Consider the following 25,693-nt stretch of genomic DNA (forward strand, 5'->3'; position numbering starts at 1 on the left):
ATGACCGATCCGCTGACCGAACCCGACGCGCTGCGCGCCGCCGCCGAGACGATGCGGCAGGTGCGCGAGCGGTGCGTCTGGTCGCAGCGGATCACGCACCGCGACCTCGTGCCCTATCTGATCGAGGAGGCGCACGAGGTCATCGACGCCGTCGAACGCGACGACCGGGCAGAGCTGCGCGAAGAGCTCGGCGACCTGCTGTGGCAGGTGCTGTTCCACTCGGCAGTCGCGGCACAGCATCCCTCCGCGCCGTTCGACATCGACGACGTGGCGCGCGGTCTGACAGAGAAGATGGTCCGCAGGCATCCGCACGTCTTCGCGGATGCCGTCGCGACGACACCCGAAGAGGTGCTCGTGCACTGGAACGCGGCCAAGGCTGCGGAGAAGCGCGAGCGACGCAGCGTGCTCGACGGCGTGCCCGCCGGCATGCCGGCTCTGGCCCGAGCGCAGAAGCTGCTCGGTCGCGCGTCGGCGGTCGTCGAGGTGCCGCCGGCGGCATCCGGTCCTTCTTCTGAGGCGGAGCTCGGCGACGCCCTGCTCGCGCTGGTCGCGCAGGCGCGGGCGAACGGGTGGGATGCCGAGGGCGCGCTGCGAGAGAGGCTTCGCGTGCTGGAAGACGAGGTCCGGGCCGCCGAGTCCGCCTGACAGGCCTGGTCGAGAGGTCGAAAAGGCACCGGAGAACGCGCGCAGCGGTGCTTTTCCGACCTCTCGAGCGCGCCCCTGCCGCTTCGGGCGCGGAAACGCACGCGCGCGACCTGGAAAGATGGACGGGTGGCAAACGTGAACCCGCCGCGCGGCATGCGCGACTTCCTCCCCGCTGACAAGGCCCGTCGCGAGCGCGTGCTCGCCGTCATCCGCGAGCGCTATCGCGCGCACGGCTTCGATGAGATCGAGACGCCGGTGGTCGAGGAGCACGGGCGCCTGCACGCGGGCATCGGCGGCGACAACGAGAAGCTCTCGTACAGCATCCTCCGCCGCGGGCTCGACGCCGACGGCATCCGTGCAGCGGCGGACGATCCGGCTGCGCTGAGCGACCTCGGCCTTCGCTACGACCTGACCGTCCCGCTCGCGCGCTTCTACGCGACCAATCGCGGGCAGCTGCCGACGGTCTTCCGCTCGATCCAGATCGGTCCGGTCTGGCGCGCCGAGCGCCCGCAGAAGGGGCGCTACCGCCAGTTCGTGCAGTGCGACATCGACATCATGGGCGACGAGAGCGCCCGCGCAGAGGCCGAGCTCATCGTGGCCTCTCTCGACACGATCGACGCGCTGGGCCTCGAGGGCGGCACGGTGCGGGTCAACGACCGGCGGGCGCTGGACTGGATGCTCGACAGCTTCGGCTTCACCGAAGACGAGCGCCCCGGCGTGCTGATCACGATCGACAAGCTCGACAAGGTCGGGCCGTCCGGCGTCGCTGCCGAGCTGCGCGAGCGCGGCGTCACGGCCTCCGCCGTCGACGCGTTCGAGGCTTTCCTCACTCGTCCGCAGACCATGGAGCACGACGCGTACGGTGAGCGGCAGATCCGCAAGGCGCTGCCGGACGGGGCGCCCGACGAGATCGTCGCCCACCTCGTCTCGCTCGGTGACGCGGTGAGCGCAGCGCGTCCGGATGCCGGTGAGCCGCCCCTCGTCTACGACCCGTTCCTCGTACGCGGCATGGGCTACTACACGGGCACGATCTTCGAACTCGCGCACCCCTCTGTCGGCTACTCGCTCGGCGGCGGCGGTCGCTACGACGGGATGATCGGCCGCTTCCTCGGTCAGCAGGTGCCTGCCGTCGGGTTCTCGATCGGCTTCGAGCGCATCGTCGACCTGGTCGCCGAGCACGAGGCCGAGCAGGCGCAGGCGGTCGTGCTCGTGCACGATGCCGACGTGCCGGTCGCCGAGCTGCTCGCGCACAAGACGGCGCTGCTCGGTGCCGGTGTCGCGCGCGTGCGTCTCGAGCGTCGTGCGAAGAACATGAAGGCGCTTCTCGAGCGCTCGGCCGCAGACGGATACACGGGCTTCGCCGCGGTTCGCGCCGGCGAGGCGCTCGGCGAGGTCAAGCCCCTCGCCTGACCGCCGCCGGGCCCCCGGTCGGGCCAGGGGGTGTTCACGCGGCGTTCACGCCGACAGGCTGGGATCGGCACATGAACGCCCTCCGCTCCGTGGTCGTGCCCGCCGCCGTCCTCGTGGCGGCGGCGTTCGGCATCCGCTTCGGTCTCGCCCGTCAGGCGGCCATCGCCCGCCGTCGCATCGGCAAGCCGCTGGGGGAGGATGCCGTGGACGCCGAGCGCGTCTGGCGGCGCGCACTGCCCGGCGAGCCCGTGCGGCTTCTGATGGTGGGCGATTCGCTGGCCGCCGGTCTCGGTGCCGCCAAGCCCAAGGAGACGCTGGGCGGACGCCTGGCTCGAGCACTGGCGAAGCAGATCGGTGCGCCGGTGGTGCTGCGCTCCGTGGCGGTCGTGGGCTCGGAGTCGTCTGACCTCGCCGCTCAGCTCGACACCCTCACACCCGAAGACGAGATCGATGTCGCGGTGATCGTGGTCGGCGGAAACGACGTCACCCACCGCATCCCGGTGGTCGAGTCCGCCCGGCACCTGACCGACGCCATCACTCGGCTGCACGAGCGCGGCGCGCGCGTCGTGGTGGGCACCTGCCCCGACCTCGGAGCGCTGCGCCCCGTGCCGCAGCCGCTGCGCGGATTGGCCTCGCGCCTCTCACGCCGGCTCGCCGATGTGCAGGCCGAATCCGCCGAGCGTGCGGGTGCGGCGCACGTCTCACTCCGGCGCACGGTGGGCCCGCTGTTCTTCGACGAGCCCGAGCAGATGTTCAGCCTCGACAGGTTCCATCCGAGCGCGCTGGGATATCGGCGCACGGCAGACGCTCTGCTGCCGGCGGTCGTCGCCGCGCTCGCCGCAGGCAGGAGCGTCAGCGCGCCGTGAGGCGCAGCCGCAGCATCCGGTAGCCGACGCCCGCCAGCACCACGCCCGTGCCGATCAGCGAGGCGACGACCGGCAGCGTCGAGACCAGCACGAGGCATCCGATCGCGCCGATCACCTGCAGCGCGCGAGGGTAGCGGCGCACGTCGGCTCGCTGGCGGAAGGCCGCGGCATTCGCGATCAGGTAGTACAGCAGCACGCCGAACGACGAGAAGCCGATCGCGTCGCGCAGATCGGCGACCAGCACGATGCCGATCACGACCATCGCGACGACGATCTCCGCCCGCTGCGGCACCTGCCAGCGCGGGTCGATCACGGCGAGGAACCGGGGCAGATCCGACTCGCGTGCCATCGCCAGCGTCGTGCGGCCGATGCCGGTGATCAGCGCGAGCAGGGCGCCCAGTGATGCCGTCGCACCCGCGACGCGCACGACGGGCTCTGTCCAGCCCCAGCCTGCGACCGCGGCGACGTCGGCGAGCGGGTGGGCGCTGCCGACGGCATCCGCCCCCAGAGTCAGCACGACGGCCAGGGCGACGAGCACGTAGACGACGACGGCGCCGCCGAGGGCGAGCACGATCGCGCGGGGGATGGTGCGCGAGGGGTCGATGACCTCCTCGCCCATGGTCGCGATGCGCGCATAGCCGGCGAAGGCGAAGAACAGCAGCCCCGCCCCCTGCAGCACTCCGTATGCGGTCGCGCTGGGCAGGGGAGCAGGTGCGGCAGCGGGCGCGGCGGCGACTGCGGATGCCATGACAGCAGCGAGCCCGAGCAGCGAGACCACCACGAGGATGCGCGTGAGAAGCGCGGTGCGCGTGACCCCGAAGCAGTTGACGGTGGCGAGGGCGGCGACGGCGAGCACGGCGACGGTCGTGCGCCAGCCCTCGGGAGCCGCATACGCCGCGAACGTCATGGCCATGGCGGCGCAGCTCGCGATCTTGCCGATCACGAAGCACCACCCGGCGATGAAGCCCGACCACGGCCCGATCTCGGCTCGCGCGTAGGCGTAGGTGCCGCCGGCGACCGGATGCACGGCCGCCAGCTGCGCGGAGGAGGTGGCGTTGCAGAACGCGACCAGCGCCGCGATGCCCAGCGCGATGAGGATGCCCGATCCGGCGACGCCGAGTGCCGGGGACCACACGGCGAACACGCCGGCTCCGATCATCGATCCGAGTCCGATCGCGACGGCGTCGGTGAGGCTCAGGCGGCGGGCGAGCGGCATCCGTCCATGCTGACATCCGACGGTGAACGGCGGGTGACGCGGCGCGCCGGTCGGGCCGCGGGGGCCGCCGGTCGGATCATCCGATCGTGACCGCGCGACTGATCTAGTTGCCATAGTTGATCTAGTTTGAGTATAATAAGTGGCATTGGAGGTAGAGATGCTCATCAGAGTCGACCCGGACAGCCCTCGCCCGCTGTTCGAACAGATCGCGGCGTCGGTCCGCGGTGAGGTGCTAGCGGGACGGATCGGGCCGGGCGACCGGCTGCCGGCCGCGCGCGATCTCGCGGAGGCCGTCGAGGTCAACGTGCACACGGCGCTCCGCGCCTATCAGGAACTGCGAGACGAGGGGCTCGTCGAGCTGAGACGCGGTCGTGGAGCCGTGATCTCGGCCTCGGCTGCGCCCCTTGCCGACCTCGCCGAAGAGATCGCCGCGCTCGTGCGCCGCGGCGCCGAGCTCGGCGTCACCCCCACCACCCTCGCCGCTTTGATCAAGGAGATGAGCTCATGACCTCGCCCGCCCTCGACCCCGCCACGCAGCCCGATACCGTCGCCGAGGTGCGCCGGGCCCGGCGCGCACTGATCGTCGTCGGACTGATCGTCCCCGCCGTTCTCACCGCGGTGACCGTCGCGCTCGTCGCCCTCTGGATCCCCGAGCTCCCCGACCCGGCCGCCATGCACTGGGGTGCCGACGGCGTCGACGGCTTCGCCCCGCCGGCCGCCTACCTGTGGCTCGCCGCCGTTCTGGGCCTCGGCCTGCCGCTGCTTCTCGTGACGGCGACGCTGTCGATGGCGCGCACGCAGTGGGGTGTGACGGCGCGCTTCCTCGGCGCTCTCGCGCTCGGTCTCTCCGCGTTCAGCGCGGTGATCGCCGCCGGCTCCGTGTGGATGCAGCGCGGGCTCGAAGACGCCGCGGCGGCGACGGACGTGCTGCCCGTCATGATCGGCGCCTTCTGTGCGCTGCTCGTGCTGTCCGCCGTGGGCTGGGTGCTGCAGCCCGATGTCGCGGCGACGTCGGCGCTGACGCTGAAGACCGCTCACGTGAGGTCGATCGCAGCGGGGGAGCGGGTGGTCTGGATGGGCACGGCCACCATGGCGCGCCCCGGTGTGCTCGTGATCGGACTGGCCGGCGTGATGCTGGTCGGGGTGACCGGGGTGATGCTGCTGCAGGCGCCCGACAAGGTCTGGATCCCGCTGCTCGTGCTGGTCGTGGTGGGGATCGCCCTCGCGGCGACGGCATCGTTCCGGGTGCGCGCCGGCGCAGACGGACTGACCGTGCGCTCGCAGCTCGGCGCGCCGCGGCTGCATGTGCCGCTCGATGAGATCACCTCGGTGCGCGCGATCGAATGCCACCCGTTCGCGGAGTTCGGCGGCGTGGGCTGGCGGGTCGCGCTCGACGGCCGCACGGGCGTCGTGCTGCGCAGCGGACCGGCGATCGAGGTGGGCCGCCGGGGCAAGGGCGCGGTGGTCGTGACCGTCGACGGCGCCGAGACCGCCGCCGCGACCCTGCAGGCGCACCTCGAGCACAGGGGCGCGGCGCGCTGACGCCGCACCGCCGTCGGACATCTCGGACCGATCGGCATCCGGCCGGCGTGTCGTGCGACTGAGTCGCTCGACACGCCGCCGCGCAGCCGGACGACCCGAGATGTCCGACAGGCACGTGCCTTGACCGCAGCCCGCAGCCCCGGTTGGCTGGGTTCATGGTCGAATCCACCCCGCAGAACTGGCGCGCCGCCGACGAGTACCTGTCCGACCTGCTGGTCGGTCACGACCCCGCGCTGGAGGCCGCGCTCGCCGCGCAGCGGGGGGCGGGGATGCCCGACATCGAGGTCGCCCCGGTCGCAGGAAAGCTCCTCAACCTGCTGGTGCGGATGAGCGGCGCGCGGCGTGTGCTCGAGATCGGCACGCTCGGCGGCTATTCGACGATCTGGATGGCGCGCGCGGTCGGCGAGGGCGGGCGGGTGGTCACGATCGAGGCGGAGCAGGACAACGCCGACATCGCACGCGACAGCATCGACGCGGCCGGCGTGGGGGACCGGGTCGAGATCCGCGTCGGACGCGGCGAAGACGTGCTGCCGACGCTCGTGGGCGGATTCGACCTCGTGTTCATCGACGCCGACAAGGAATCCAACACCCTCTACCTCGACTGGGCCGCCAGGCTCGGGCATCCCGGCACCGTGGTCGTGCTCGACAACGTGGGACGCGACGGGGAGATCGTGAACGATGCGACGGAGGACACGAAGGTCATCGGCACGCGAGACGGACTGCGGATGCTGGCGGAGGACCCCCGGTTCGACGCGACGGCCCTGCAGACGGTCGGCGTCAAGGGCTGGGACGGCGTGGCCCTCGCGCTCGTCGTCTGACACGCGCCTGAGCCGTCACGACGGTCACGGCTAGACTGAACCGCGGATCGACGTCGCTCCACCACCACCCTTTCCTCCCTTTCGAAGGAGCACTTCTGTGGCACTGATCGAGGCTGTAGGCGCACGCGAGATTCTCGACTCGCGCGGAAACCCGACCGTCGAGGTGGAGGTGCTCCTCGATGACGGCGTCGTGCAGCGCGCCGCCGTTCCTTCCGGTGCATCCACCGGTGCCTTCGAGGCGTACGAGCTGCGTGACGGCGACAAGGGCCGTTACGGCGGAAAGGGCGTCCTGAAGGCCGTCGAGGCCGTCATCGACGAGCTCGGCCCCGCCATCGAGGGCGTCGAGGCGAGCGAGCAGCGCATCGTCGACGAGATCCTCAACGAGGTCGACGGCACCGACAACAAGAAGCGCGTGGGCGCCAACGCGATCCTCGGCGTCAGCCTCGCGGTCGCCAAGGCTGCGGCCGACTCGGCAGACCTGCCCCTGTTCCGCTACCTCGGCGGCCCGAACGCGCACCTGCTTCCCGTGCCGCTGTTCAACGTCATCAACGGCGGCGAGCACGCCGACAACGGCATCGACATGCAGGAGTTCTTCCTCGCCCCCATCGGCGCCGACACCTACTCGGAGTCGCTGCGCTGGGGCGTCGAGACCTACCACGTGCTGCGCAGCGAGCTGAAGGCGGCGGGTTACGCGACCGGCCTCGGCGACGAGGGCGGCTTCGCCCCCGACCTGCCCAGCAACCGCGAGGGTCTCGAGTTCCTCATCAAGGCGATCGAGAAGGCCGGGTTCACCCCCGGCAAGGACATCGCGCTCGGCCTCGATGTCGCAGCGACCGAGTTCTTCCGCGACGGCGTCTACCGCCTCGACAACAAGGACTGGACCGGCCCCGAGCTGATCGAGTACTACCAGGGCCTCGTGTCGGACTTCCCGATCGTCACGATCGAGGATGCCCTCGCAGAAGACGACTGGGACAACTGGAAGCAGCTCACCGACGCCCTCGGCAGCAAGGTGCAGCTCGTCGGCGACGACCTGTTCGTCACCAACCCCGAGCGTCTCGGCGACGGCATCGCCCGCGGTGTCGCCAACTCGCTGCTGGTCAAGGTCAACCAGATCGGCACGCTGACCGAGACCTTCGACGCGGTCAGCCTCGCGCAGCGCTCGGGCTACACCGCCATGCTCTCGCACCGTTCCGGCGAGACCGAGGACACGACGATCGCCGACCTCGCCGTCGCGACCAACGCGGGTCAGATCAAGACCGGTGCGCCCGCTCGCAGCGAGCGCGTCGCGAAGTACAATCAGCTTCTGCGCATCGAAGAGGAGCTGGGTGACGCCGCCGTGTTCGCGGGCGCATCCGCCTTCCCGCGCTTCACGGCCTGAGCCGGAGCGCACGCGCTGATCTGAACGAACGAAGGAGGGGGAGCATGGCCAGACGACCGGTTCCCCCTCCTTCGTCGTCCCGGGCCACGGCGCCGGAACGCAGCCGAAGCACCGCCCGCCGCACTGCGTCGGGTCGCTCGGTCGACGTGCGGGAGTGGGCGAGCGGCATCCGGCTGTCGGGTTTCGCCGTCATCATGCTCTCGCTCGTCGTGCTCGGCACCTGGGTGCTCGTCCCGACGATCGGCACCTACCTCGGGCAGAAGCAGAAGATCGCAGCCCTCGAGCACTCGGTGCAGGTGACCCAGAGCCAGATCGCCGAGCTCGAGCGCGAACGCGAGCGATGGGACGACCCGGCGTACATCACCACCCAGGCGCGCGAGCGTCTCTACTACATCAAGCCCGGCGAGGTCGTCTATCTCGTCGACGACGACCTCGACCCCGCCGACCTTCCGCCCGAGCAGCAGCAGGTCAGCGACGAGCTCGAGGAGCGCCCGGCCGACTGGATGCCGCAGCTGCTGCGCGGTCTCACCTCGGCGGGGCTCTCGAAGACGGCTGTCGAGGCGCCGAACCGCTAGGGATGGGTCGCACACAGCGACGCTCCCGTACCCTGGAGAGGTGACGACACCTCCTTTCCCGACGCCGACCGCCGCTGAGATCGACGTGGTCTCGAGCCAGCTCGGACGAGCCGCACGCGGTGTCATCGGCATCGCCGCACGCTGTGTCTGCGGCAACCCGACCGTGGTCGCCACGGCGCCCCGTCTCGACGACGGGACGCCCTTCCCGACGTTCTACTACCTGACGCATCCGGCGGCGACCGCCGCCATGTCGACTCTCGAGGCGACGCAGGTGATGCCGGAGCTGGCCGGGATGCTGGAAGACGACGCCGACGTCGCGGCGGCCTACCACCGCGCCCACGAGGCGTACCTCGCCGATCGCGCGCAGTACGGCGACGTGCCCGAGATCGACGGCATCTCCGCGGGCGGCATGCCCACGCGCGTCAAGTGCCTGCATGCGCTCGCCGGTCACGCCCTCGCTGCGGGCCCGGGTGTGAATCCGATGGGGGATGCCGCTCTGCAGCGCTCCAGCTGGTCGCCCGAGCGCTGCGCCTGCGTCGACCCCGGGGCCGCGCGGGGAGACAGCGCGGAATGACCGACTACCGGATGCTGCGGGGCATCGCCGCGGGTGCGGCGATGGCGGCATCCGTGTTGCTCGCCGCCTCCCCGGCGGTCGCGGCGCCGGTGTCACCGGCGGCCGTGCCGTACACGGCGAACCAGACGGCGACGCCCTCGCCCACCCCTCCGCCGATCCCCGATGACCCCAACGATCCCGAGCGGGCGCGCGAGTACTGGCTCGACGGCGCGAAGATCCGCCAGGCGTGGAGCGTCACCCGCGGCAAGGGCGTCAAGATCGCGATCATCGACACGGGCATCGGCAAGCCGCCCGTGATCTTCGACGGCGCGGTCGCCGACGGCACCGACGTGTCAGGTGTCGGCAGCCCCGACGGCCGCACGCCGGTCGGCGTCCGCGACCCGAACCACGGGTCGTGGGTCGCGTCGCTCGCGGCGGGCCGCGGCAATCCCGACGGCACGGGCATGATCGGCGTCGCCCCCGAGGCCGAGCTGCTGTCGATCTCGCTCGGCTTTCCCGGATCGGCGTCGACCACGCCGTTCGCCGACCAGGTCGTCAAGGCCATGAAATGGGCGGTCGACAAGGGCGCCGACGTCATCAATCTCTCGTTCACGACCAACACGCTCGACTGGGACGAGAGCTGGGATGAGGCGTTCCTCTACGCCCAGGAGCACGACGTGGTCGTCATCGTCGCGGCAGGGAACCGGGGCAGCGGCACGGCCATGATCGGCGCTCCCGCCACGATCCCCGGGGTCCTCACCGTCGGCGGGGTCGATCAGACCGGCGTCGCCAGCACGGGCGCATCGACCCAGGGCATCACGATCGGCATCTCCGCCCCGAGCGAGTCGCTGCTGGGTATGTCGGCCGACGGCACCCTGCGCTCCTGGGACGGCACGAGCGGAGCGGCCCCCATCGTCGCCGGCGCCGCGGCTCTGGTGCGCGCGGCGCACCCCGATCTCGACGCCGCCAACGTCATCAACCGTCTGATCAGGACGGCGGTGAAGGTGCCAGACATGACTCACACTCCCGATCCGCTCTACGGCTACGGACTGCTCGACGCGGAGGCGGCGGTCACGGCATCCCTTCCCGTGGTGAGCAGCAACCCGATGGGCGACCTGAAGGAGTGGATCCGCGTCTACCGGCGCGCCGACGCCCCTGAGCCGTCGCAGCCGGAGCCCACGTCGACGCCGGTCGCCGTGCCGCCGCTGCCCGCCGTCGAGCAGCCCGCCGAGCGGGGATCGCCCCTGCTGCCGACTCCCGAGTCGCTGCGGTACGGTACCCTGCCGCTCTTGGCCCTCACGGTGCCTGGTATCCTGATAGCGCTTGGCGTCACCGCAGCTGCCCGGCGCATCCGATTGGAGCGCGGTCGACGCACTCCCACCCCCTGACGACGAGGAGTTGTCCCCCTGTGCCTCAGAACAGCACTGCACCCCGCATTCTGATTGTCGGTGGAGGCTACGCAGGTTTCTACACCGCATGGAAGCTCGAGAAGCACCTTCGCAAGGGTGAGGCCGAGGTGACGATGGTGGATCCGCTGCCGTACATGACCTACCAGCCGTTCCTGCCCGAGGTCGCGGCCGGATCGATCGAGCCCCGCCACGCGGTGGTCACCCACCGCCGCCACCTCAAGAGCACCAATGTGATCACGGCGAAGGTGACGGGCATCGACCACGCCAACAAGGTCGCCACGATCACGCCTCCGATCGGAGAGCCGTACGAGTTCGCGTACGATCAGATCGTCGTGACCGCCGGTGCCGTCTCGCGCACCTTCCCGATCCCCGGCATCGCCGACAACGCGATCGGGCTCAAGACGATCGAAGAGGCCGTCGCCGTTCGCGACCGCCTGCTGTCGAACTTCGACAAGGCCGCCGCGATCCCCGCGGGCCCCGAGCGCGACCGCCTGCTGACCGTCGTCGTGGTCGGCGGCGGCTTCGCGGGCATCGAGGCCTTCGCCGAGCTGCGCTCGTTCGCCTCGTCGCTGGTCTCCAAGTACCCGCAGCTGTCGTTCGACGACACGCACTTCCACCTCATCGAGGCGATGGGCCGCATCATGCCCGAGGTCTCGCTCGAGGCCAGCAAGTGGGTCATGAAGGACCTCGGCAAGCGCGGCGCGTTCATCCACCTCGACACGCAGGTCACCAGCGCCGTCGACGGCAACGTCGAGCTGTCGAGCGGCGAGGTCATCCCGTCCGACCTGATCGTCTGGACCGCCGGTGTCATGGCGAACCCGACGGTCGTCCGTGGCGGCGACCTGCCCACCGAGCCCCGCGGCCGCATCGCCGCGCAGGCCGACCTGCGCGTCATCGACGCCGACGGCAACCCCATCGAGGGCGCCTGGACCGCGGGTGACGTCGCGGCCGTTCCCGACAAGACCGGTGGTCTGCCCGACGGCACGTGCGTGCCGAACGCGCAGCACGCGGTGCGTCAGGCGAAGCTGCTCGCGAAGAACCTCGTGGCCGTGCTGCGTGGCGAGGGCACCAAGGACTACTTCCACAAGAACCTGGGCGCTGTGGCCGGACTCGGCCTCTACAACGGCGTCTTCCAGTCGGGCAAGATCGCGCTCAAGGGGTTCGTCGCCTGGGTCGCGCACCGCGGCTACCACGGTCTCGCCATGCCGACCTGGGAGCGCAAGTGGCGCGTGCTGTGGGGCTGGTGGCATAACCTGTGGCTCGGTCGTGACTTCGCGAACCTCGCCGCCGTGCAGCACCCGCGTGCCGCGTTCGAGGAGTTCGCCGCGCGTCCGCGTCCGGCCGTCACCGAGACGGCTGCGCCCGCCGCGCAGAAGGAAGCCGCGAAGTCGGACGCGGGCAAGCCCGCCAAGCCGGATGCCGTGAAGCCGGCTGCGAAGGCCGACGCCGCGAAGCCGGCAGCCAAGAAGGCTCCCGCGAAGCCGGCCGCCAAGAAGGCTCCCGCCAAGAAGGCACCGGCGAAGGCCGAGGGCGTCGAGGTCAAGGCCTGATCTGAGTCAGCCAGAAGGGTCCGTCCGAGTGTGAACTCGGGCGGACCCTTTCTGCATCCGGCTGTCAGCCGTTGAACTCGTCGGGGTGCGGGCCGGTCCGCCCGTCGCGCTCCAGGCCGTCGAGCGCAGTCAGCTCTTCCGCGGAGAGATCGAAACCGAGCACGTCGTGGTTCTCGGCGATGCGCGAGGCCGTCACCGACTTGGGGATCACGATCCGACCCTGCTGCAGGTGCCAGCGCAGCACGACCTGCGCGGGGGAGACTCCATGGTGCTGCGCGACGGCCAGCACGGCCGGGTCTTGCAGCACGGCGCCCTGCGCGAGTGGGCTCCACGCCTCGGTCGCGATGCCGTGCGCGGAGTTCGCGGCGATCACGGCGCGGTTCTGCATCGCGGGATGCAGCTCGACCTGGTTGACCGCCGGCACGACCGTCGACATGGCGATGAGGCGTTCGAGGTGCGCCGGCTCGAAGTTCGAGACGCCGATCGCGCGCACGCGCCCGTCGGCGAGGATCCGCTCGAGGGCCCGCCACGTGTCGACATACAGGTCGAGAGCCGGTGCCGGCCAGTGGATCAGATAGAGGTCGAGCTGCTCGAGGCCGAGCTTCGCCAGGGTGTCGTCGTAGGCGCGCAGGGTGCTGTCATAGCCCTGATCTGTGTTCCAGACCTTCGAGGTGATGAAGAGATCGTCGCGTGCGATACCCGACTCGGCGATCGCGCGGCCTACGCCGGTCTCATTGCCGTAGATCGCCGCGGTGTCGATGCTCCGGTATCCGACCCGCAGTGCTTCGGCGACTGCTGTCGTGGTCTCGTCGTCGGGCACCTGGAAGACGCCGAAGCCGAGCTGCGGCATCTCGATGCCGTTGTTCAGGGTGATGGTGGGGATGGACATGCGGTTTCCTTTCGGGGAGGTCAGTGGGTGACGGCAGCGGATGCCCCGGTCGGGGCCTGCGTCTCGCCTGTGGCGGCGGACGATGCGGCGACGGCCGCGGCGATCGCCATGACGATCACGGCGGCGGCGGTGATCGCGGCACCGATCCAGATCGGTGCCGTGTAGCCGAGGCCTGCGGTGATCCCGACACCCCCGGCCCATGCGCCGAGCGCGTTGCCGACGTTGAAGGCGCCGATGTTGGCTCCGGATGCCAGGGTCGGGGCGTGACCTGCGTACTGCATGATGCGGCTCTGCAGGCCGGGCACGGTTCCGAATCCGAAGCCGCCCATCAGGAACAGCGAGATGACCGTGGCGATCTGCGACTGGGCGGTGAGGCCGAAGAGCACGAGCACGACGACCAGGGCTCCGGTGAACGAGAGCAGTGTGCGGTCGATCGAGCGGTCGGCCAGCTTTCCGCCGAGCCAGTTGCCGATGACGAGGCCGGCGCCGAACAGCACGAGCAGCCACGGCACCGCGGTCGATGCGAAGCCGCTGACCTCGGTCAGCGTGTAGGCGATGTAGGTGAAGGCGCCGAACATGCCGCCGTAGGCGAGCACGGTCACGAGAAGCGAGAGCCACACCTGGCCCGAGCGGAAGGAGCCGAGCTCCGCCCGCAGACTGATGCGCTCCTGCGACCCCCGTCGATTCGGAACGAGTGCGGCGATGCCGGCGAACGCGACCACACCGATGATCGCGATGGCCCAGAAGGTCGAGCGCCAGCCGAGCTGCTGACCGAGGAATGTGCCGAAGGGCACGCCGAGAACGTTGGCGGCGGTGAGGCCGGTGAACATGATGGCGACCGCGCCGGCCTTCTTCTCAGGGCGCACGAGCGATGCCGCGACGACGGAGCCCACGCCGAAGAAGGCACCGTGATCGAGGGCGGCGATGATGCGGCCGACCATCGCGGTCGCATAGTCTGCTGCGACCGCGGTGAGCACGTTGCCGATGATGAAGAGCACAACGAGGCCGAGAAGCAGGGCTTTGCGGGGCAGACGCAGGGTGATCGCGGTGAGCAGCAGCGCGCCGACGACGACGGCGAGGGCATACCCCGAGATCAGCCAGCCCGCTGTGGCCTCGCTGACGGCGAAGTCGGTTGCGACGTCGGGAAGCAGGCCCATGATCACGAACTCGGTGAGGCCGATGCCGAACGCTCCGATGGCGAGCGCGATGAGGCCGAGTGGCATGAGGGTTCTCCTGTTAGACTGATTTGATTGCAGACGCGGGATATTGCGGGTGCGGTGAATATCATTGCACGCGCAACTATAAAGCGCAAACAACTACTTCCGGAGGGCTGTCCATGGGCATCGCAGACGACGCCGTCGAGATCAGAGCGCAGGGCTGGCGAACGCTCGCCGCCCTGCACGGGATGATCGAGGTCGAGCTCGAGCGCGCGCTCGCCGCCGAAGCCGAGCTCTCGGTCGTGGAGTACACCGTGCTCGATGCTCTGAACCGTCAGGACGGCTGGCATATGCGCATGCAGCAGCTCGCGCGGGCGGCGGCGCTGAGCCCCAGCGCGACGACGAGGCTCGTCAACCGGCTGGAAGATCGCGGGCTGCTCACGCGGATCCTCTGCATGGACGACCGCCGCGGCATCTACACCGAGCTGACAGCCGCCGGGCACGAGCTGCACGACCGCGCCAAGCCCGTGCACGACCGAACACTCGAACGGGTGCTGGCAGAGGCCGCCGAGCAGCCGGAGCTGGCGCCGATGGTCGATGCCCTGCACCGCGAGCCCGCAGTCCGCTGACTTCCGCACCCCTCGCTGCGCGTCGGGCGCACCGGACCGAACGGGTGCGACTCGGCGTGTCCCTCAGCGGCACGCCGGTTCGAGGGCAGATGGTCCGAGAACTCCGACCGATGAGCAGCGCGGTCACTCCGTGCCCCCACTGGGACTCGAACCCGTCCCCACCGGCCCCTCCACCCGCCGCTGCGCGTCGGGCGGAGCCTCGGGCCGTCGTGGCCCCTGGCCTGGCTTCTCGCCCAGCGCGGTCACTCCGTGCCCCCACTGGGACTCGAACCCAGACTGAAGCGTGTTTAAGACGCCTGCCTCTGCCATTGGGCTATGGGGGCCCGCGTGCTCAGCCTATCCACGGGCCGCGAGGCCTGCGTCGTAGGGTAAGGGGGTGCTCGATCTCACTGCAGGCCGGCGCCCGGCATCCGAACCAGATGCGCCCTGGCGTTCGCCCGACCGGTACTGGACCTCTCTGACCGAGGCGACCGCCCACCTCCCCGCGCCGGTCGCGGTGATCGAGCGGGAGGCGCTGCGCCACAACGCCATGGACCTGCTGGTGCGGGCGGGCGGCATCCCGATCCGCGTCGCGACGAAGTCGGTGCGCGTGCGGGCGGTGCTCGACGCCGTGCTCGAGATCCCCGGATACCGCGGGATCCTCGCCTTCACGCTCGCCGAGGCGCTCTGGCTCGCCGAACAGCACGACGACATCGTGCTCGGCTACCCGACGGCCGACCGCGCAGCTCTGCGCGCACTGGTCGCCGATGAACGAGCGGCGTCGCGCATCACCCTGATGATCGACGACCTCGCCCAGCTCGACCTGATCGACTCGGTCGCGGCCCCCGGGTCGCGCCCGGAGGTGCGCGTGGCGATCGATGTCGATGCGTCGCTGCGCTCTCCGTCTCTGGGGCACATCGGGGTGCGGCGTTCGCCACTGCACTCCGCCGCCGACGTTGCGGCGTTCGCCCGCCGCATCGTGCGCCGCCCCGGTTTCCGCCTGGTCGGACTGCAGATGTACGAGGCGCAGATCGCAGGTCAAGGGGATGCTGCGGGAGCCGACGCCCCCGTCATCCGCATGGTGCAGGCGCGTTCCCGCGACGAGCTTCGCCATCGACGCGCCGAGATCGCCGACGCGATGACGCAGGTGGCTCCGCTCGAGTTCCTCAACGGGGGAGGGACGGGCTCGCTGGAGTTCACCGGCAGCGATGAGTCGCTCACCGAGGCGACCGCCGGCAGCGGACTGCTCGCAGGGCACCTCTTCGACGGATACCGCTCCTTCCAGCCGGCGCCCGCCGCGGCCTTCGCGTTCGACGTGGTTCGCAGGCCGGCCCCCGACATCGCCACCGTCCTGGGCGGTGGCTGGATCGCATCCGGCCCCGCGGCGGCATCCCGTCAGCCCCTTCCCGTCTGGCCCGCGGGACTCCACGCCCTCCCGCGCGAGGCGGCAGGAGAGGTGCAGACGCCTTTGAGGGGTTCTGCCGCGCGCAAGGTGAAGATCGGTGACAGGGTCTGGTTCCGGCACGCGAAGAGCGGCGAGCCCGCGGAGCGGATCGACCGCTACCATCTGGTCTCAGACGGCGTCGTCGTCGCCGAGCTGCCCACGTATCGCGGAGAGGGAAAGGCGTTCCTATGACTCGTCCCGGCGGAACCTGGCAGAACTGGGGTCGCACGGCCGCCATCCGCCCGCTGCGGGTGGAGCGCCCGCGATCGCCGGAAGGCGTGCAGCGCGCTGTCAAGGCCGCGTCGGCCCAGGGCCTCACGATCAAGGCCGTCGGCGCGGGCCACAGCTTCACCGGAATCGCCGCGGCTCCCGGGGTGCTGCTCGAGCTCGACGACCTGCAGGGGCTGGTCTCGGCCGACACGGAGACCGGGACGGTCACCCTGCTCGCCGGCACCCGGCTGCACCGCATCCCCGCCCTGCTGAAGCCATACGGGCTCGCGATGCAGAATCTCGGCGACATCGACAGGCAGTCGATCAGCGGCGCCATCTCGACAGGGACCCACGGCACCGGCGCCCGCTTCGGCGGAATCGCGACCCAGGTGCGCGGGCTCACCCTGATCACCGCCGACGGGGAGTTCCTCCGCATCGATGAGCAGCGCAACAGCGAGCTCCTTCCCGGTGCCGTCGTCGGCCTCGGCGCACTGGGCATCGTCGTCGAGGTGACGCTGCAGTGCGTCCCGGCTTTCGTCATGCAGGCGGTCGACGCACCCGTCCCGCTCGATGATGCGCTCGGGTCGCTGACCGAGCGGGTGGCGGATGCTGACCATTTCGAGTTCTACTGGCATCCGCACACCGACGTCGCGCTGACCAAGACGCAGAGCCGGATGCCCGAATCCACACGCCGTCGCCCCCGGCCGCGGCTGCAGCACTGGCTCGACGAGAGCCTTCTCTCCAACGGAGTCTTCGGGGCGTTCTGCGGAATCAGCAGATTCGTGCCCGCGGTGGTCCCTCCGTTCAACCGCCTCGCCGTGCATCTGACGGGCGATGCCGAGTACGCCGATCACTCTCACCGCGTGCTCATCCATCACCGCGACGTGCGCTTCCGCGAGATGGAGTACGCGCTGCCCGCTGCGAACGTCGTCTCGGCATTCGAAGAAGTGCGCCAGCTGATCGCCGAACGAGGGTGGCGCATAGAGTTCCCCGTGGAGGTGCGCTTCGCGGCGGCCGATGATCTGTGGCTCTCGACGGCCTTCGGACGCGACACCGCGTACATCGCCGTGCACCGCTACTGGCGCGTAGACCCTCGCGAGTACTTCGACGCGGTCGAGCAGATCATGCTCGCCCACGACGGCAGGCCGCACTGGGGCAAGCTTCACGGGCTCACCGCGGCGCAGTTGCGCGAGCGGTACCCGCGATTCGACGACTTCGTCGCGCTGCGTGATCGCCTCGATCCCGACCGGCTGTTCGGCAACCGTCATCTCGAACGGATCCTCGGCGCCTGAGCACGGCCTGTCATCCAGCCGACGCGCAGTGATCGGCGCATAGGATGGATGACGATTCAAGAGGGGGGTCCGCATGGAATGGCTGTGGCCGGTACTGATCGTCGTCGGAGTGCTGCTGCTCGTCGGCATCTATCTGTGGTCGACGTACAACTCGCTGGTGCAGCTGAATGTGCGCGTCGATGAAGCGTGGAGCGGCATAACCGTGCAGCTCAAGCGGCGAGCCGACCTCATCCCCAACCTCATCCAGACCGTGCGAGGGTATGCCGCGCACGAGAAGGAGGTCTTCGAGGGGGTCACCCGCGCCCGAGCCGAGACTCTGGCTGCCACCGGGCCGGCCGAAGCGGGCGTTGCCGAGGGACACCTGCAGCAGGCGCTTCGCAGCCTGTTCGCGGTCGCCGAGGCGTACCCGCAGCTGCAGGCCAGCCAGAACTATCTGCAGCTGCAGCACTCGCTGGTCGACACCGAAGACAAGATCCAGGCCGCGCGTCGTTTCTACAACGGCGGGGTGCGGGAGCTGAACACCAAGATCAAGGTGTTCCCCAACAACCTCTTCGCCCGCGGCCTCAGCTTCACGGAACGCGAGTTCTTCGAGGTCAGCGACGACGGAGCGATCTCCGAGCCGCCGCGCGTGCAGTTCTGACGCGAAGAGGCTCACTGCGACGACGTCGCGTTGAGCCTCTTCTTTTCGTCATTCCCTCGGGTGGACGTGCCGCCCGACGGCGGTGTCGGCGCCGTGCAGAGCGTGAGCCACGGCGTCCGCCGCATCGCCCCAGCCCGACACACTGATCCGCTCGAGGCCCTGCCACAGAGCCGCACGAACCAGCTCCTCCGCGATGCGCTCTGCATCCTCCCCGGGTCGGGCGTGCGCCTCCCACCACGCCGACTGCACACGCAGTGTCGACGCGGCGCGGTCGGCCTTCAGATCGGCACGGCCCACGACTCGGTCACCGACCAGCAACGGCAGCGAGTAGTACCCATACCGTCTCTTCTCGGCGGGCACGTAGATCTCGATCCGGTAGTCGAAGTCGAAGACGCGCAGTGCGCGGTCGCGGAACCACACGACCGGATCGAACGGAGTCAGCAGCGCGGCGCGATCGATGCGCCGGGGCAGCACGGCATCACGATGCCGCCACGCCGCGATCGGTCTGCCGGCACGCTCCCAGCCGCGCACGACGACGGGCTCCAGCTCGCCGGCGTCGACGAGATCCGACACCGCTGAGCGGACAGCCGACTGGTCGCGCAGCCGGTAGTAGTCGTTCAGATCGGCGATCGTCGCGACGCCGTACGAGCGCGCCGCGCGTCGCACCAACTCGCGCACGGCCTCGTCACGCGGGATCGCGCTCTGGCGCACGGCGGCGGGGATGATCTGCTCGGCGAGCCCGTAGCGGCGCTCGAAACCCGCGCGGCCGGCGATGGCGACCTCGCCGCAGCGCCACAGATGCTCCAGCGCGATCTTCGACTCGTCCCAGTCCCACCACGAACCGCGCTCGCGCGGAGCGTCATCGCGAAGATCGGCCGGGCGCAGCGGCCCGCGGGTGCGCAGCTCGTCGCGCACCCAGTCGAGCGTGCGACGGTGCGCGTGCATCCAGGCGTCCGGACGAGACGCGCGCTCCTGCCACTCGCGCATGCGAAAGCCCCAGAGGGCCCAGTCGGCGATCGGCATGAACGTGGCCTCGTGGGCCAGGTACTCGACGTAGTGAGTGGTGCGTGAGAGGAAGGTTCGATCGAGCACGGCGGGGTCGTACGCGCCCAGCCGTGAGAACATCGGCATGTAATGCGAGCGGGCGAACACGTTCACCGAGTCGATCTGCAGAACCCCGAGGTGATCCATCGCCCGATGCAGGTGGCGCGGCGCCACAGCATCCGGTCGGCGCCGGGAGAATCCCTGGGCCGCCAGCGTCATACGACGGGCTTCGGCGGCGCTCAGGGTGTTCGAACCGAGGCTGTTCACGAGGCGGGACGTCACGGCGTCAGCGTATCGGCAGCCGCCGACACGCGGCGAAGCACGCATTCGACGCGTACGTAGAATTGCACAATGAGCGACGACCCCAGACCGAGGTTCCGCAATCCGTTCCGCCAGTATCCGCCCGTCCTCGACCGCACGGTGACCACCGCGGCCGACGAAGCCGTGCCGGCGCCGCTGCGCGTCACGGCCGCCTACTCCTGGCGACTGCTCGTGATCGCGGGCATGGTCGCGCTGTTCATCTGGCTGGTCATGCTGCTCAAGCTGCTGGTCATCCCGCTCATGGTCGCGATCCTCATCACCGCACTGCTGTGGCCGGCGTTCCAGCTCATGCTGCGCGCGCGGTTCCCCCGCTGGCTGGCGATCGCGCTGACCGTGCTGGGCACTCTCGGCGTCGTCACCGGCCTGCTCTGGCTCGTCGTCTGGCAGGTGCGCGAGCAGCTGCCCGACGTGCAGGCGAAGACGGCGGATGCCATCGGCCAGCTGCGCACCTTCCTGCTCGAAGGCCCCATGCACCTCACCGAGAAGCAGATCGACGGCTACATCCAGCAGGGCATCGGCCTGCTGAACGAGCAGGCCGACCTGCTGCTCAACGGCGCGCTGGCGGTCACCGGCACCGCTGCGCACATCCTCACCGGAGCGCTCCTCGCGCTGTTCATCCTCATCTGCCTGCTCGCCGACGGCGCCGGCATCTGGAGATGGACCCTCAAGCTCTTCCCGCGCACGGCGCGGCCCGCTGCCGACGCGGCTGCGCGCAACGGCTGGGCCACCGTCGTCGACTACGCGCGGACGCAGATGTTCGTGGCCGGGATCGACGCCATCGGCATCGGCGTCGGCGCCGCGCTTCTGGGCGTGCCGATGCCCATACCTGTCGCCGTGCTCGTGTTCCTCGGCTCGTTCGTGCCGATCGTCGGAGCAGTGGTGACGGGCGCCCTCGCGGTGTTCCTCGCCCTCGTCTACAACGGCCCGTTCATCGCGCTCGCCATGCTCGGGGTCGTGCTGCTCGTGCAGCAGCTCGAGGGGCACATCCTGCAGCCGATCCTGATGGGCTCGGCGGTCAAGGTGCACCCGCTCGCCGTGGTGCTCGTCGTCGCGGGAGGAGCGATGATCGCGGGCATCCCCGGCGCACTCTTCGCGGTGCCGCTCGCCGCATTCGTCAACGTCGCAGCCGTGACCATCAGCTCGGGCGCATGGCGCACCGGGCGCGAGCCGGCAGCCGAAGATCTCATCTGGAGCACAGTGCCGCGTGAGCGGCAGAGGAGGAATCGATGACCGCAGTCCCGAGCCTTGCCGCAGTTCCCAGCCTCGCTGAGTTCACCGCCGCAGCCGACAGCCTCTCCGGAGTGATCTCGCGCACCCCGACCGAGCTCTCACGCGCGCTCAGCGAGAGTCTCGGATCGACGGTGATGCTCAAGATGGAGAACCTGCAGCGCACCGGGTCGTTCAAGGTGCGGGGCGCCACCTACCGGCTCTCCCGGCTGACGGCTGAGGAGCGGGCCAGGGGAGTGGTGGCGGCGTCGGCCGGCAACCATGCCCAGGGAGTGGCCCTGGCGGCGCAGATGCTCGGCATCCCCGCGACGATCTTCATGCCGCTCGGCGTGCCCGTGCCCAAGCTCCTCGCCACCAGGGGCTACGGAGCCGAGGTCGTGCTCGAGGGCGAGACCGTGGCGACATCGCTGCGACTCGCCGCCGAGTTCGCCGAGCGCACGGGCGCGGTCCTGATCCACCCCTTCGACCACCGCGACATCGTCGTCGGTCAGGGAACGCTCGGCCTCGAGGTCATCGAGGACGTCCCCGACGTCGACACCGTGATCATGGGAATCGGCGGCGGCGGTCTCATCGCCGGCGTCGCCGCAGCGGTGAAGGCGGCGGCAGCCGCAGCCGGTCGCACCGTGCGAGTGATCGGGGTGCAGGCCGAGAACGCCGCCGCCATGCCTCCGTCGCTCGAGGCCGGAAGCCCGGTCGAGATCCAGACGCATCCCACGATCGCCGACGGCATCCTCGTCGCGAGGCCGGGCGATGTGCCGTTCGAGATCATCCGCGAGCTCGTCGACGAGGTGGTCACCGTCTCCGAAGACGACATCGCCCGTGCCCTGCTCGTGCTGCTCGAGCACGCGAAGGTCGTCGTCGAGCCGGCAGGCGCCGTCGGCGTCGCCGCCATCCTCGCAGGCAAGGTCCATGGCACGGGCGTCACCGTGCCGATCCTCTCCGGCGGCAACATCGACCCCATGCTGCTGCAGCGGGTCGTGGCGCACGGTCTCGCGGCATCCGGTCGGTATGCGACCGTGCGCATCCCGCTTCCCGACCGCCCCGGTCAGCTCGCCAAGGTGTCGGATCTGCTCGCGCAGGCCGGCGCCAACGTCATGGAGGTGCTGCACACCCGCCACGGGCACGGTCTGCAGATCAGCGACATGATCCTGCAGCTCTCGATCGAGACCCGCGGCCCGGAGCACACCGAACTCGCGCTCGACACCCTGCGACAGGCCGGTTTCGAGCCGGTCATCGTGCCCGACTGAGACGGCGCGGGAGCGCCAGGACGAAGAACGGCGGGGTGCCCCATCTGGAGCATCCCGCCGTTCACCGTCTCTGCGGCTGAGTCTGCCGATCAGCCGGTGTACGTCTCGACTCCGGTGATCTCGACGCTGATCGCGCGGCCGTTGGGGGCCTCGTAGCTGGACTTGTCGCCCACCTTGAGTCCGATGATCGCCTGACCGAGGGGGCTCGCCTCGCTGTAGACGTCGAGGTCGCCGCTCGCGGCGATCTCGCGACTGCCGAGCAGGAAGACCTCCTCGTCACCGGCGACGAGCGCGGTGACGACGGTGCCGGGCTCGACGATGCCGCGGCTCGTGGGCGCCTCGCCGACCTTGGCGGTCTTGAGCAGCTGCTGCAGCGTGCGGATGCGCGCCTCCTGCTTGCCCTGCTCGTCCTTCGCGGCGTGATACCCGCCGTTCTCCTTGAGATCGCCTTCTTCGCGCGCCGCTTCGATGCGGGCGGCGATCTCATCACGACCGACGGTGGAGAGGTGCTCGAGCTCTTCGACGAGCCGGTCGTAGGCCTCCTGCGTGAGGAAAGGTACCTGAGCGTCTGTGGACACAGCGTGCTCCTTCGTAGCGGGCCCCTTCAGGGGCTTATGGGACATCGAGCCTTGCGGCCCGAGGGATATGCGAAGACGCCCCGGCGTTGCCGGGGCGTCGGTCATCTTTCGGATGATTCTAGGTGACCCAGCAGGACTTGACCAAACCCGTGGTCGCCTCGGCGACTGTCGGGATGCTGACGGCTACGCCCTTCGTATGATGCTCGCCACCCGGGATCTCGACGATCTTCCAGCCGACGATGCCGAATTCCTCATCCTGCGCCTCGACCGCGCACGCGACGTCGGCGCCCTGAGGAGCGGTGAACTGGAAGTGCAGCTCGACGCTGTGCGCGTCGACGACGGTGAAGCCGAGGTCATCGGCATCCACCGCGCTCATCTGCTTGGCCACGATCGTCCAGCCGAGCGCCACGACAGCCGCCACGACGATCGCGCCGAAGACGATCCAGGGGAGGCGACGCGTCGGCGTGCGGCCGTATCGCTCATCGAGCTCGCGTGCGGTGGTCACGTCTCTCCTGGGTGTGGACGGCGGATAGGCTGGACTTCCAGGTTATTCGACCTGCGAGGAGAAGGCGGACCATGATCCTGTTCGGTGAGACCACCCCGATGCCGACGCCGTCGATGACGGTCGACCCGAACTCGGTGACTCCCGGATTCGCCGGGTTCGCCATGATCGTGCTGATCGTGGTCGCCGTCGTGCTGCTGATCTGGGACATGAATCGCCGCATCCGCCGGGTCCGCTACCGCGAAGAGGTGCGGCAGGAGCTCGATGCCGAAGAGGCGGCGCTGCGCGAGCAGACCGACGGCGACGGCGAAAGCCGCTGAGCCCCGCGGATCTCAGACGCCGACGCGTTCGAACGCGTCGAGACTGATGCCCTGATCCAGGATCGTCTTCGACCACTCCTTGGCGCTGTGCAGGCTGTGGTCGCGGTAGTTGCCGCACTCCACGGCAGACACTCCGGGCACGTCGGCCCACTCCGCGTTCTCTGCGATGAACCGCAGGCCGCCGCGAACAGCGGCCACGACGTCCTCGACGGCCGGCTCGCCCCAGAAGATCGCGTGGAATCCGGTGCGGCAGCCGAACGGCGAGATGTCGAGGAGACCCTCGATGCGGTCCCGCACCACGCTCGCCAGCAGGTGCTCGATGGTGTGCAGGCCGGCCGTGGGGATCTCGCCCTCGTTGGGCTGTACGAAGCGCACGTCGAAGTTCGAGATCGCGTCGCCCTTCGGCCCGTGCTCGACGCTGATCAGACGCACGTAGGGCGCCTTGACGGCGGTGTGGTCCAGGGTGAAGCTCTCGACTTCGGCCATTCTCGCTCCTCGGGTTCGGACGGTCGTTTCGAGCGTATCCCGGGCTCGGGGCGGCGCGGTTATCGCGTTACCTCTCGCGACGGCGTCAGCGCACGCCGAGTGAGGGAGAGAGGGGCTCGAGGGAGATCAGCAGGCAGGCCGTCCAATGGCAGAGGAAGGCCAGCACGGTGCAGACGTGGAAGATCTCGTGGAAGCCGAAGTGACCCGGCCACGGGTTCGGCTTCTTCATCGCGTAGACGATCGCCCCGGCCGTGTACAGAAGACCGCCCACGCACACCAGCACCATCATGGCGACGTTGGCCTGCAGCAGGTCGACCATGTACATCACCGCTGCCCAGCCGAGGGCGAGATACAGGGCGACGTAGAGCCACCGTGGCGCGTTGATCCAGAAGACGCGGAACAGGATGCCGAGCACGGTGCCGCTCCACACGACGATGAGCAGCACGAGGCCCTTCTGAGGGGGCAGGGCGAGCACGGCCAGCGGGGTGTAGGTGCCGGCGATGAGCAGCAGGATGTTCGCGTGGTCGATGCGCTTCAAGACGACCTTGGTCTTCGGGCCCCAGTCGAACCGGTGGTAGAGCGCCGAATTGCCGAAGAGCAGCAGCGACGTGGTCATGAAGACGGCTGCCGCGATCTTCGCCGGACCGCCCTGGGCGAGCGCGATGAGCACGATTCCTGCGACGATCGCGATGGGGAATGTGCCGGCATGGACCCAGCCGCGCCACGTGGGCCTGACCTCCACAGCGGCATCGACGGCCGCAGCCTCCATCAGGGGGAGCTGGGGGACATCTGCGTCGTCAGAAGGTCGGTTGCTCACTCGCTCACTCTACGTTTCGGCTCATGCCGCCAGCGGCACATGACCTGAGCGCTGCGGCGCCCTCGCGGCTCATGAGGGTAGCGTAGGCACGTGACTGCACGCGAGAGCTCGGGGCGAGGGCCCCTCTACTGGCTCTACGGGAATCGCCTTCGACGGCGCATCGACCCGGCGAAGGCTCCCCACCACGTCGCGATGATGATCGACGGCAACAGGCGTTGGGCCCGGCAGCTCGGCTTCGACAGCGCCGCGGCAGGCCATCGCGCCGGTGCCGCGAAGATGCGCGAGTTCCTCGGTTGGTGCGACGACCTCGGCATCGGCGTCGTCTCCCTGTACCTTCTGTCGGCCGACAACCTGCTCAAGCGCGACTCCAAGGAGATCGGCGACCTCATCGAGATCATTGCCGAGCTCGCCGACTCCCTCGCCGAGCACGGCGAATGGCGGGTGCAGCACGTGGGGCGCTCTGACATCCTGCCGACGGAGCTCTCGCGGGTTCTCGCCGAGGCGCAGGCGCGCACCAGCGGGCACACCGGACTGCATGTGAACCTCGCGGTCGGCTACGGCGGTCGCAACGAGATCGTCGACGCTGTGCGCAGCATCATCGGCAAGCACAACGCCTCGGGCGGCACCCTGGAGGACCTCGCCGAGCAGCTCACCCCGGAGATGATCGGCGAGCACCTCTACACCGGCGGCCAGCCCGACCCCGACCTGGTCATCCGCACGAGCGGAGAGCAGCGCCTGAGCGACTTCCTGCTGTGGCAGAGCGCGCACAGCGAGTTCTACTTCGTCGAGGCGCTCGGTCCCGACCTGCGTGAGGTCGACTTTCTGCGGGCGATCCGAGACTTCGCCGACCGCGACCGTCGCTTCGGGCGATGAACGCGACCGGCGGGTAAGCGGGCTCGAGCGTGCGCTCGCGGCTTACGGTCGCTGCTCGTTCACCGATTCTTCAGCG

27 protein-coding genes and 1 tRNA gene are annotated in these 25,693 nt (G+C 69.8%); 19 read left to right on the forward strand and 9 right to left on the reverse strand.

Annotated elements, in window-relative coordinates; genetic code table 11:
- The 3 genes from AB0N59_RS08410 to AB0N59_RS08420 all read left to right on the forward strand — a co-directional run bounded on the left by AB0N59_RS08410 (window position 1) and on the right by AB0N59_RS08420 (window position 2,921).
- On the forward strand, window positions 1-645 hold the full coding sequence (locus AB0N59_RS08410) for a MazG family protein (protein WP_363481497.1): 645 nt from the start codon (window positions 1-3) through the stop codon (window positions 643-645).
- A gap of 153 nt (window positions 646-798) precedes the next feature.
- A complete protein-coding gene (hisS, locus tag AB0N59_RS08415; RefSeq protein WP_363484140.1) occupies window positions 799-2,055 on the forward strand; it encodes a histidine--tRNA ligase in 1,257 nt (418 codons plus the stop codon).
- Window positions 2,056-2,126: 71 nt separating this feature from the next.
- On the forward strand, window positions 2,127-2,921 hold the full coding sequence (locus AB0N59_RS08420; protein WP_363481500.1) for an SGNH/GDSL hydrolase family protein: 795 nt from the start codon (window positions 2,127-2,129) through the stop codon (window positions 2,919-2,921).
- On the opposite strand, the gene AB0N59_RS08425 is transcribed toward AB0N59_RS08420, so the two are convergent.
- Window positions 2,908-4,137 (reverse strand): APC family permease, encoded by a 1,230-nt coding sequence (locus AB0N59_RS08425; protein ID WP_363481503.1) that lies wholly within the window; start codon window positions 4,135-4,137, stop codon window positions 2,908-2,910. The two genes, AB0N59_RS08420 and AB0N59_RS08425, sit on opposite strands and share 14 nt — an antisense overlap.
- A gap of 157 nt (window positions 4,138-4,294) precedes the next feature.
- Between AB0N59_RS08425 and AB0N59_RS08430 the strand changes: the two genes are divergently transcribed.
- From AB0N59_RS08430 to AB0N59_RS08465, 8 genes are all read left to right on the forward strand, one after another.
- On the forward strand, window positions 4,295-4,645 hold the full coding sequence (locus tag AB0N59_RS08430; protein ID WP_182252582.1) for a GntR family transcriptional regulator: 351 nt from the start codon (window positions 4,295-4,297) through the stop codon (window positions 4,643-4,645).
- Window positions 4,642-5,679, forward strand: coding sequence for a DUF1648 domain-containing protein (locus AB0N59_RS08435; protein ID WP_363481506.1), 1,038 nt, complete (start codon window positions 4,642-4,644; stop codon window positions 5,677-5,679). The genes AB0N59_RS08430 and AB0N59_RS08435 overlap by 4 nt, the downstream gene beginning before the upstream one ends.
- 155 nt (window positions 5,680-5,834) lie before the next feature.
- Window positions 5,835-6,497, forward strand: coding sequence for an O-methyltransferase (locus AB0N59_RS08440; RefSeq protein WP_363481509.1), 663 nt, complete (start codon window positions 5,835-5,837; stop codon window positions 6,495-6,497).
- 97 nt (window positions 6,498-6,594) lie between these two features.
- Window positions 6,595-7,875: a phosphopyruvate hydratase gene (gene eno / locus AB0N59_RS08445; protein WP_363481512.1), complete on the forward strand. Its 1,281-nt coding sequence runs from the start codon at window positions 6,595-6,597 to the stop codon at window positions 7,873-7,875.
- A gap of 44 nt (window positions 7,876-7,919) precedes the next feature.
- Window positions 7,920-8,450: a septum formation initiator family protein gene (locus AB0N59_RS08450; protein ID WP_363481515.1), complete on the forward strand. Its 531-nt coding sequence runs from the start codon at window positions 7,920-7,922 to the stop codon at window positions 8,448-8,450.
- Between the two features lie 40 nt (window positions 8,451-8,490).
- The gene (locus AB0N59_RS08455; protein ID WP_363481518.1) at window positions 8,491-9,024 is read left to right on the forward strand and encodes a DUF501 domain-containing protein; all 534 of its coding nucleotides are present in this window, start codon (window positions 8,491-8,493) and stop codon (window positions 9,022-9,024) included.
- The gene (locus AB0N59_RS08460; RefSeq protein ID WP_363481521.1) at window positions 9,021-10,391 is read left to right on the forward strand and encodes a S8 family serine peptidase; all 1,371 of its coding nucleotides are present in this window, start codon (window positions 9,021-9,023) and stop codon (window positions 10,389-10,391) included. Before AB0N59_RS08455 ends, AB0N59_RS08460 begins: the two co-directional genes overlap by 4 nt.
- Before the next feature lie 20 nt (window positions 10,392-10,411).
- A complete protein-coding gene (locus AB0N59_RS08465; RefSeq protein WP_363481524.1) occupies window positions 10,412-11,962 on the forward strand; it encodes an FAD-dependent oxidoreductase in 1,551 nt (516 codons plus the stop codon).
- A 64-nt stretch (window positions 11,963-12,026) separates the two neighbouring features.
- On the opposite strand, the gene AB0N59_RS08470 is transcribed toward AB0N59_RS08465, so the two are convergent.
- Both AB0N59_RS08470 and AB0N59_RS08475 read right to left on the reverse strand, forming a co-directional pair.
- Entirely contained in the window at window positions 12,027-12,851 is an 825-nt protein-coding gene (locus AB0N59_RS08470) for an aldo/keto reductase (protein ID WP_363481527.1), read from the reverse strand.
- A 20-nt stretch (window positions 12,852-12,871) separates the two neighbouring features.
- A complete protein-coding gene (locus AB0N59_RS08475; protein ID WP_363481530.1) occupies window positions 12,872-14,074 on the reverse strand; it encodes an MFS transporter in 1,203 nt (400 codons plus the stop codon).
- 113 nt (window positions 14,075-14,187) lie between these two features.
- On the opposite strand from AB0N59_RS08475, the gene AB0N59_RS08480 reads away from it, so the two are divergent.
- Window positions 14,188-14,637: a MarR family transcriptional regulator gene (locus AB0N59_RS08480; protein WP_363481533.1), complete on the forward strand. Its 450-nt coding sequence runs from the start codon at window positions 14,188-14,190 to the stop codon at window positions 14,635-14,637.
- 250 nt (window positions 14,638-14,887) lie between these two features.
- Here the strand turns inward: AB0N59_RS08480 and AB0N59_RS08485 are convergent.
- Window positions 14,888-14,960: transfer RNA gene (locus AB0N59_RS08485), tRNA-Leu, on the reverse strand.
- Between the two features lie 134 nt (window positions 14,961-15,094).
- Here AB0N59_RS08485 and AB0N59_RS08490 point away from each other — a divergent pair.
- The 3 genes from AB0N59_RS08490 (at window position 15,095) to AB0N59_RS08500 (ending at window position 18,202) form a co-directional block, all read left to right on the forward strand.
- Window positions 15,095-16,252, forward strand: coding sequence for an alanine racemase (locus tag AB0N59_RS08490; protein ID WP_363484143.1), 1,158 nt, complete (start codon window positions 15,095-15,097; stop codon window positions 16,250-16,252).
- Window positions 16,249-17,562: a D-arabinono-1,4-lactone oxidase gene (locus AB0N59_RS08495; RefSeq protein ID WP_363481536.1), complete on the forward strand. Its 1,314-nt coding sequence runs from the start codon at window positions 16,249-16,251 to the stop codon at window positions 17,560-17,562. Before AB0N59_RS08490 ends, AB0N59_RS08495 begins: the two co-directional genes overlap by 4 nt.
- Window positions 17,563-17,635: 73 nt before the next feature.
- On the forward strand, window positions 17,636-18,202 hold the full coding sequence (locus AB0N59_RS08500; protein ID WP_363481539.1) for a LemA family protein: 567 nt from the start codon (window positions 17,636-17,638) through the stop codon (window positions 18,200-18,202).
- Window positions 18,203-18,250: 48 nt separating this feature from the next.
- Here the strand turns inward: AB0N59_RS08500 and AB0N59_RS08505 are convergent, their stop codons facing one another.
- Window positions 18,251-19,528 carry a crosslink repair DNA glycosylase YcaQ family protein gene (locus AB0N59_RS08505; protein WP_363481541.1) on the reverse strand — a complete coding sequence of 426 codons (1,278 nt, stop codon included), beginning with the start codon at window positions 19,526-19,528 and terminating at the stop codon, window positions 18,251-18,253.
- A gap of 69 nt (window positions 19,529-19,597) precedes the next feature.
- Here AB0N59_RS08505 and AB0N59_RS08510 point away from each other — a divergent pair, with 69 nt between their 5' ends.
- Entirely contained in the window at window positions 19,598-20,797 is a 1,200-nt protein-coding gene (locus AB0N59_RS08510) for an AI-2E family transporter (RefSeq protein ID WP_363481544.1), read from the forward strand.
- Window positions 20,794-22,041, forward strand: a complete 1,248-nt coding sequence (gene ilvA / locus AB0N59_RS08515; RefSeq protein ID WP_363481547.1) for a threonine ammonia-lyase — start codon at window positions 20,794-20,796, stop codon at window positions 22,039-22,041. Before AB0N59_RS08510 ends, ilvA begins: the two co-directional genes overlap by 4 nt.
- A gap of 89 nt (window positions 22,042-22,130) precedes the next feature.
- Here ilvA and greA read toward each other — a convergent pair whose 3' ends face one another.
- Complete coding sequence (greA, locus tag AB0N59_RS08520) at window positions 22,131-22,619, reverse strand: transcription elongation factor GreA (RefSeq protein WP_363481550.1); 489 nt, start codon at window positions 22,617-22,619, stop codon at window positions 22,131-22,133.
- Window positions 22,620-22,737: 118 nt separating this feature from the next.
- A complete protein-coding gene (locus AB0N59_RS08525; protein ID WP_204975963.1) occupies window positions 22,738-23,124 on the reverse strand; it encodes a DUF4307 domain-containing protein in 387 nt (128 codons plus the stop codon).
- Window positions 23,125-23,195: 71 nt separating this feature from the next.
- Here AB0N59_RS08525 and AB0N59_RS08530 point away from each other — a divergent pair, with 71 nt between their 5' ends.
- On the forward strand, window positions 23,196-23,441 hold the full coding sequence (locus AB0N59_RS08530; protein WP_363481553.1) for a hypothetical protein: 246 nt from the start codon (window positions 23,196-23,198) through the stop codon (window positions 23,439-23,441).
- Window positions 23,442-23,453: 12 nt separating this feature from the next.
- Here AB0N59_RS08530 and AB0N59_RS08535 read toward each other — a convergent pair whose 3' ends face one another.
- Both AB0N59_RS08535 and AB0N59_RS08540 read right to left on the reverse strand, forming a co-directional pair.
- Window positions 23,454-23,927: an S-ribosylhomocysteine lyase gene (locus AB0N59_RS08535; protein WP_363481556.1), complete on the reverse strand. Its 474-nt coding sequence runs from the start codon at window positions 23,925-23,927 to the stop codon at window positions 23,454-23,456.
- A gap of 85 nt (window positions 23,928-24,012) precedes the next feature.
- Window positions 24,013-24,696: a hemolysin III family protein gene (locus AB0N59_RS08540; protein ID WP_363484146.1), complete on the reverse strand. Its 684-nt coding sequence runs from the start codon at window positions 24,694-24,696 to the stop codon at window positions 24,013-24,015.
- 138 nt (window positions 24,697-24,834) lie between these two features.
- On the opposite strand from AB0N59_RS08540, the gene AB0N59_RS08545 reads away from it, so the two are divergent.
- Window positions 24,835-25,617, forward strand: coding sequence for an isoprenyl transferase (locus tag AB0N59_RS08545; RefSeq protein ID WP_363481559.1), 783 nt, complete (start codon window positions 24,835-24,837; stop codon window positions 25,615-25,617).
- Window positions 25,618-25,693: the final 76 nt, after the last annotated feature.

Source organism: Microbacterium sp. NPDC089321 (genome assembly GCF_040684935.1).
In the GTDB taxonomy this organism is placed as follows: Bacteria; Actinomycetota; Actinomycetes; order Actinomycetales; family Microbacteriaceae; genus Microbacterium.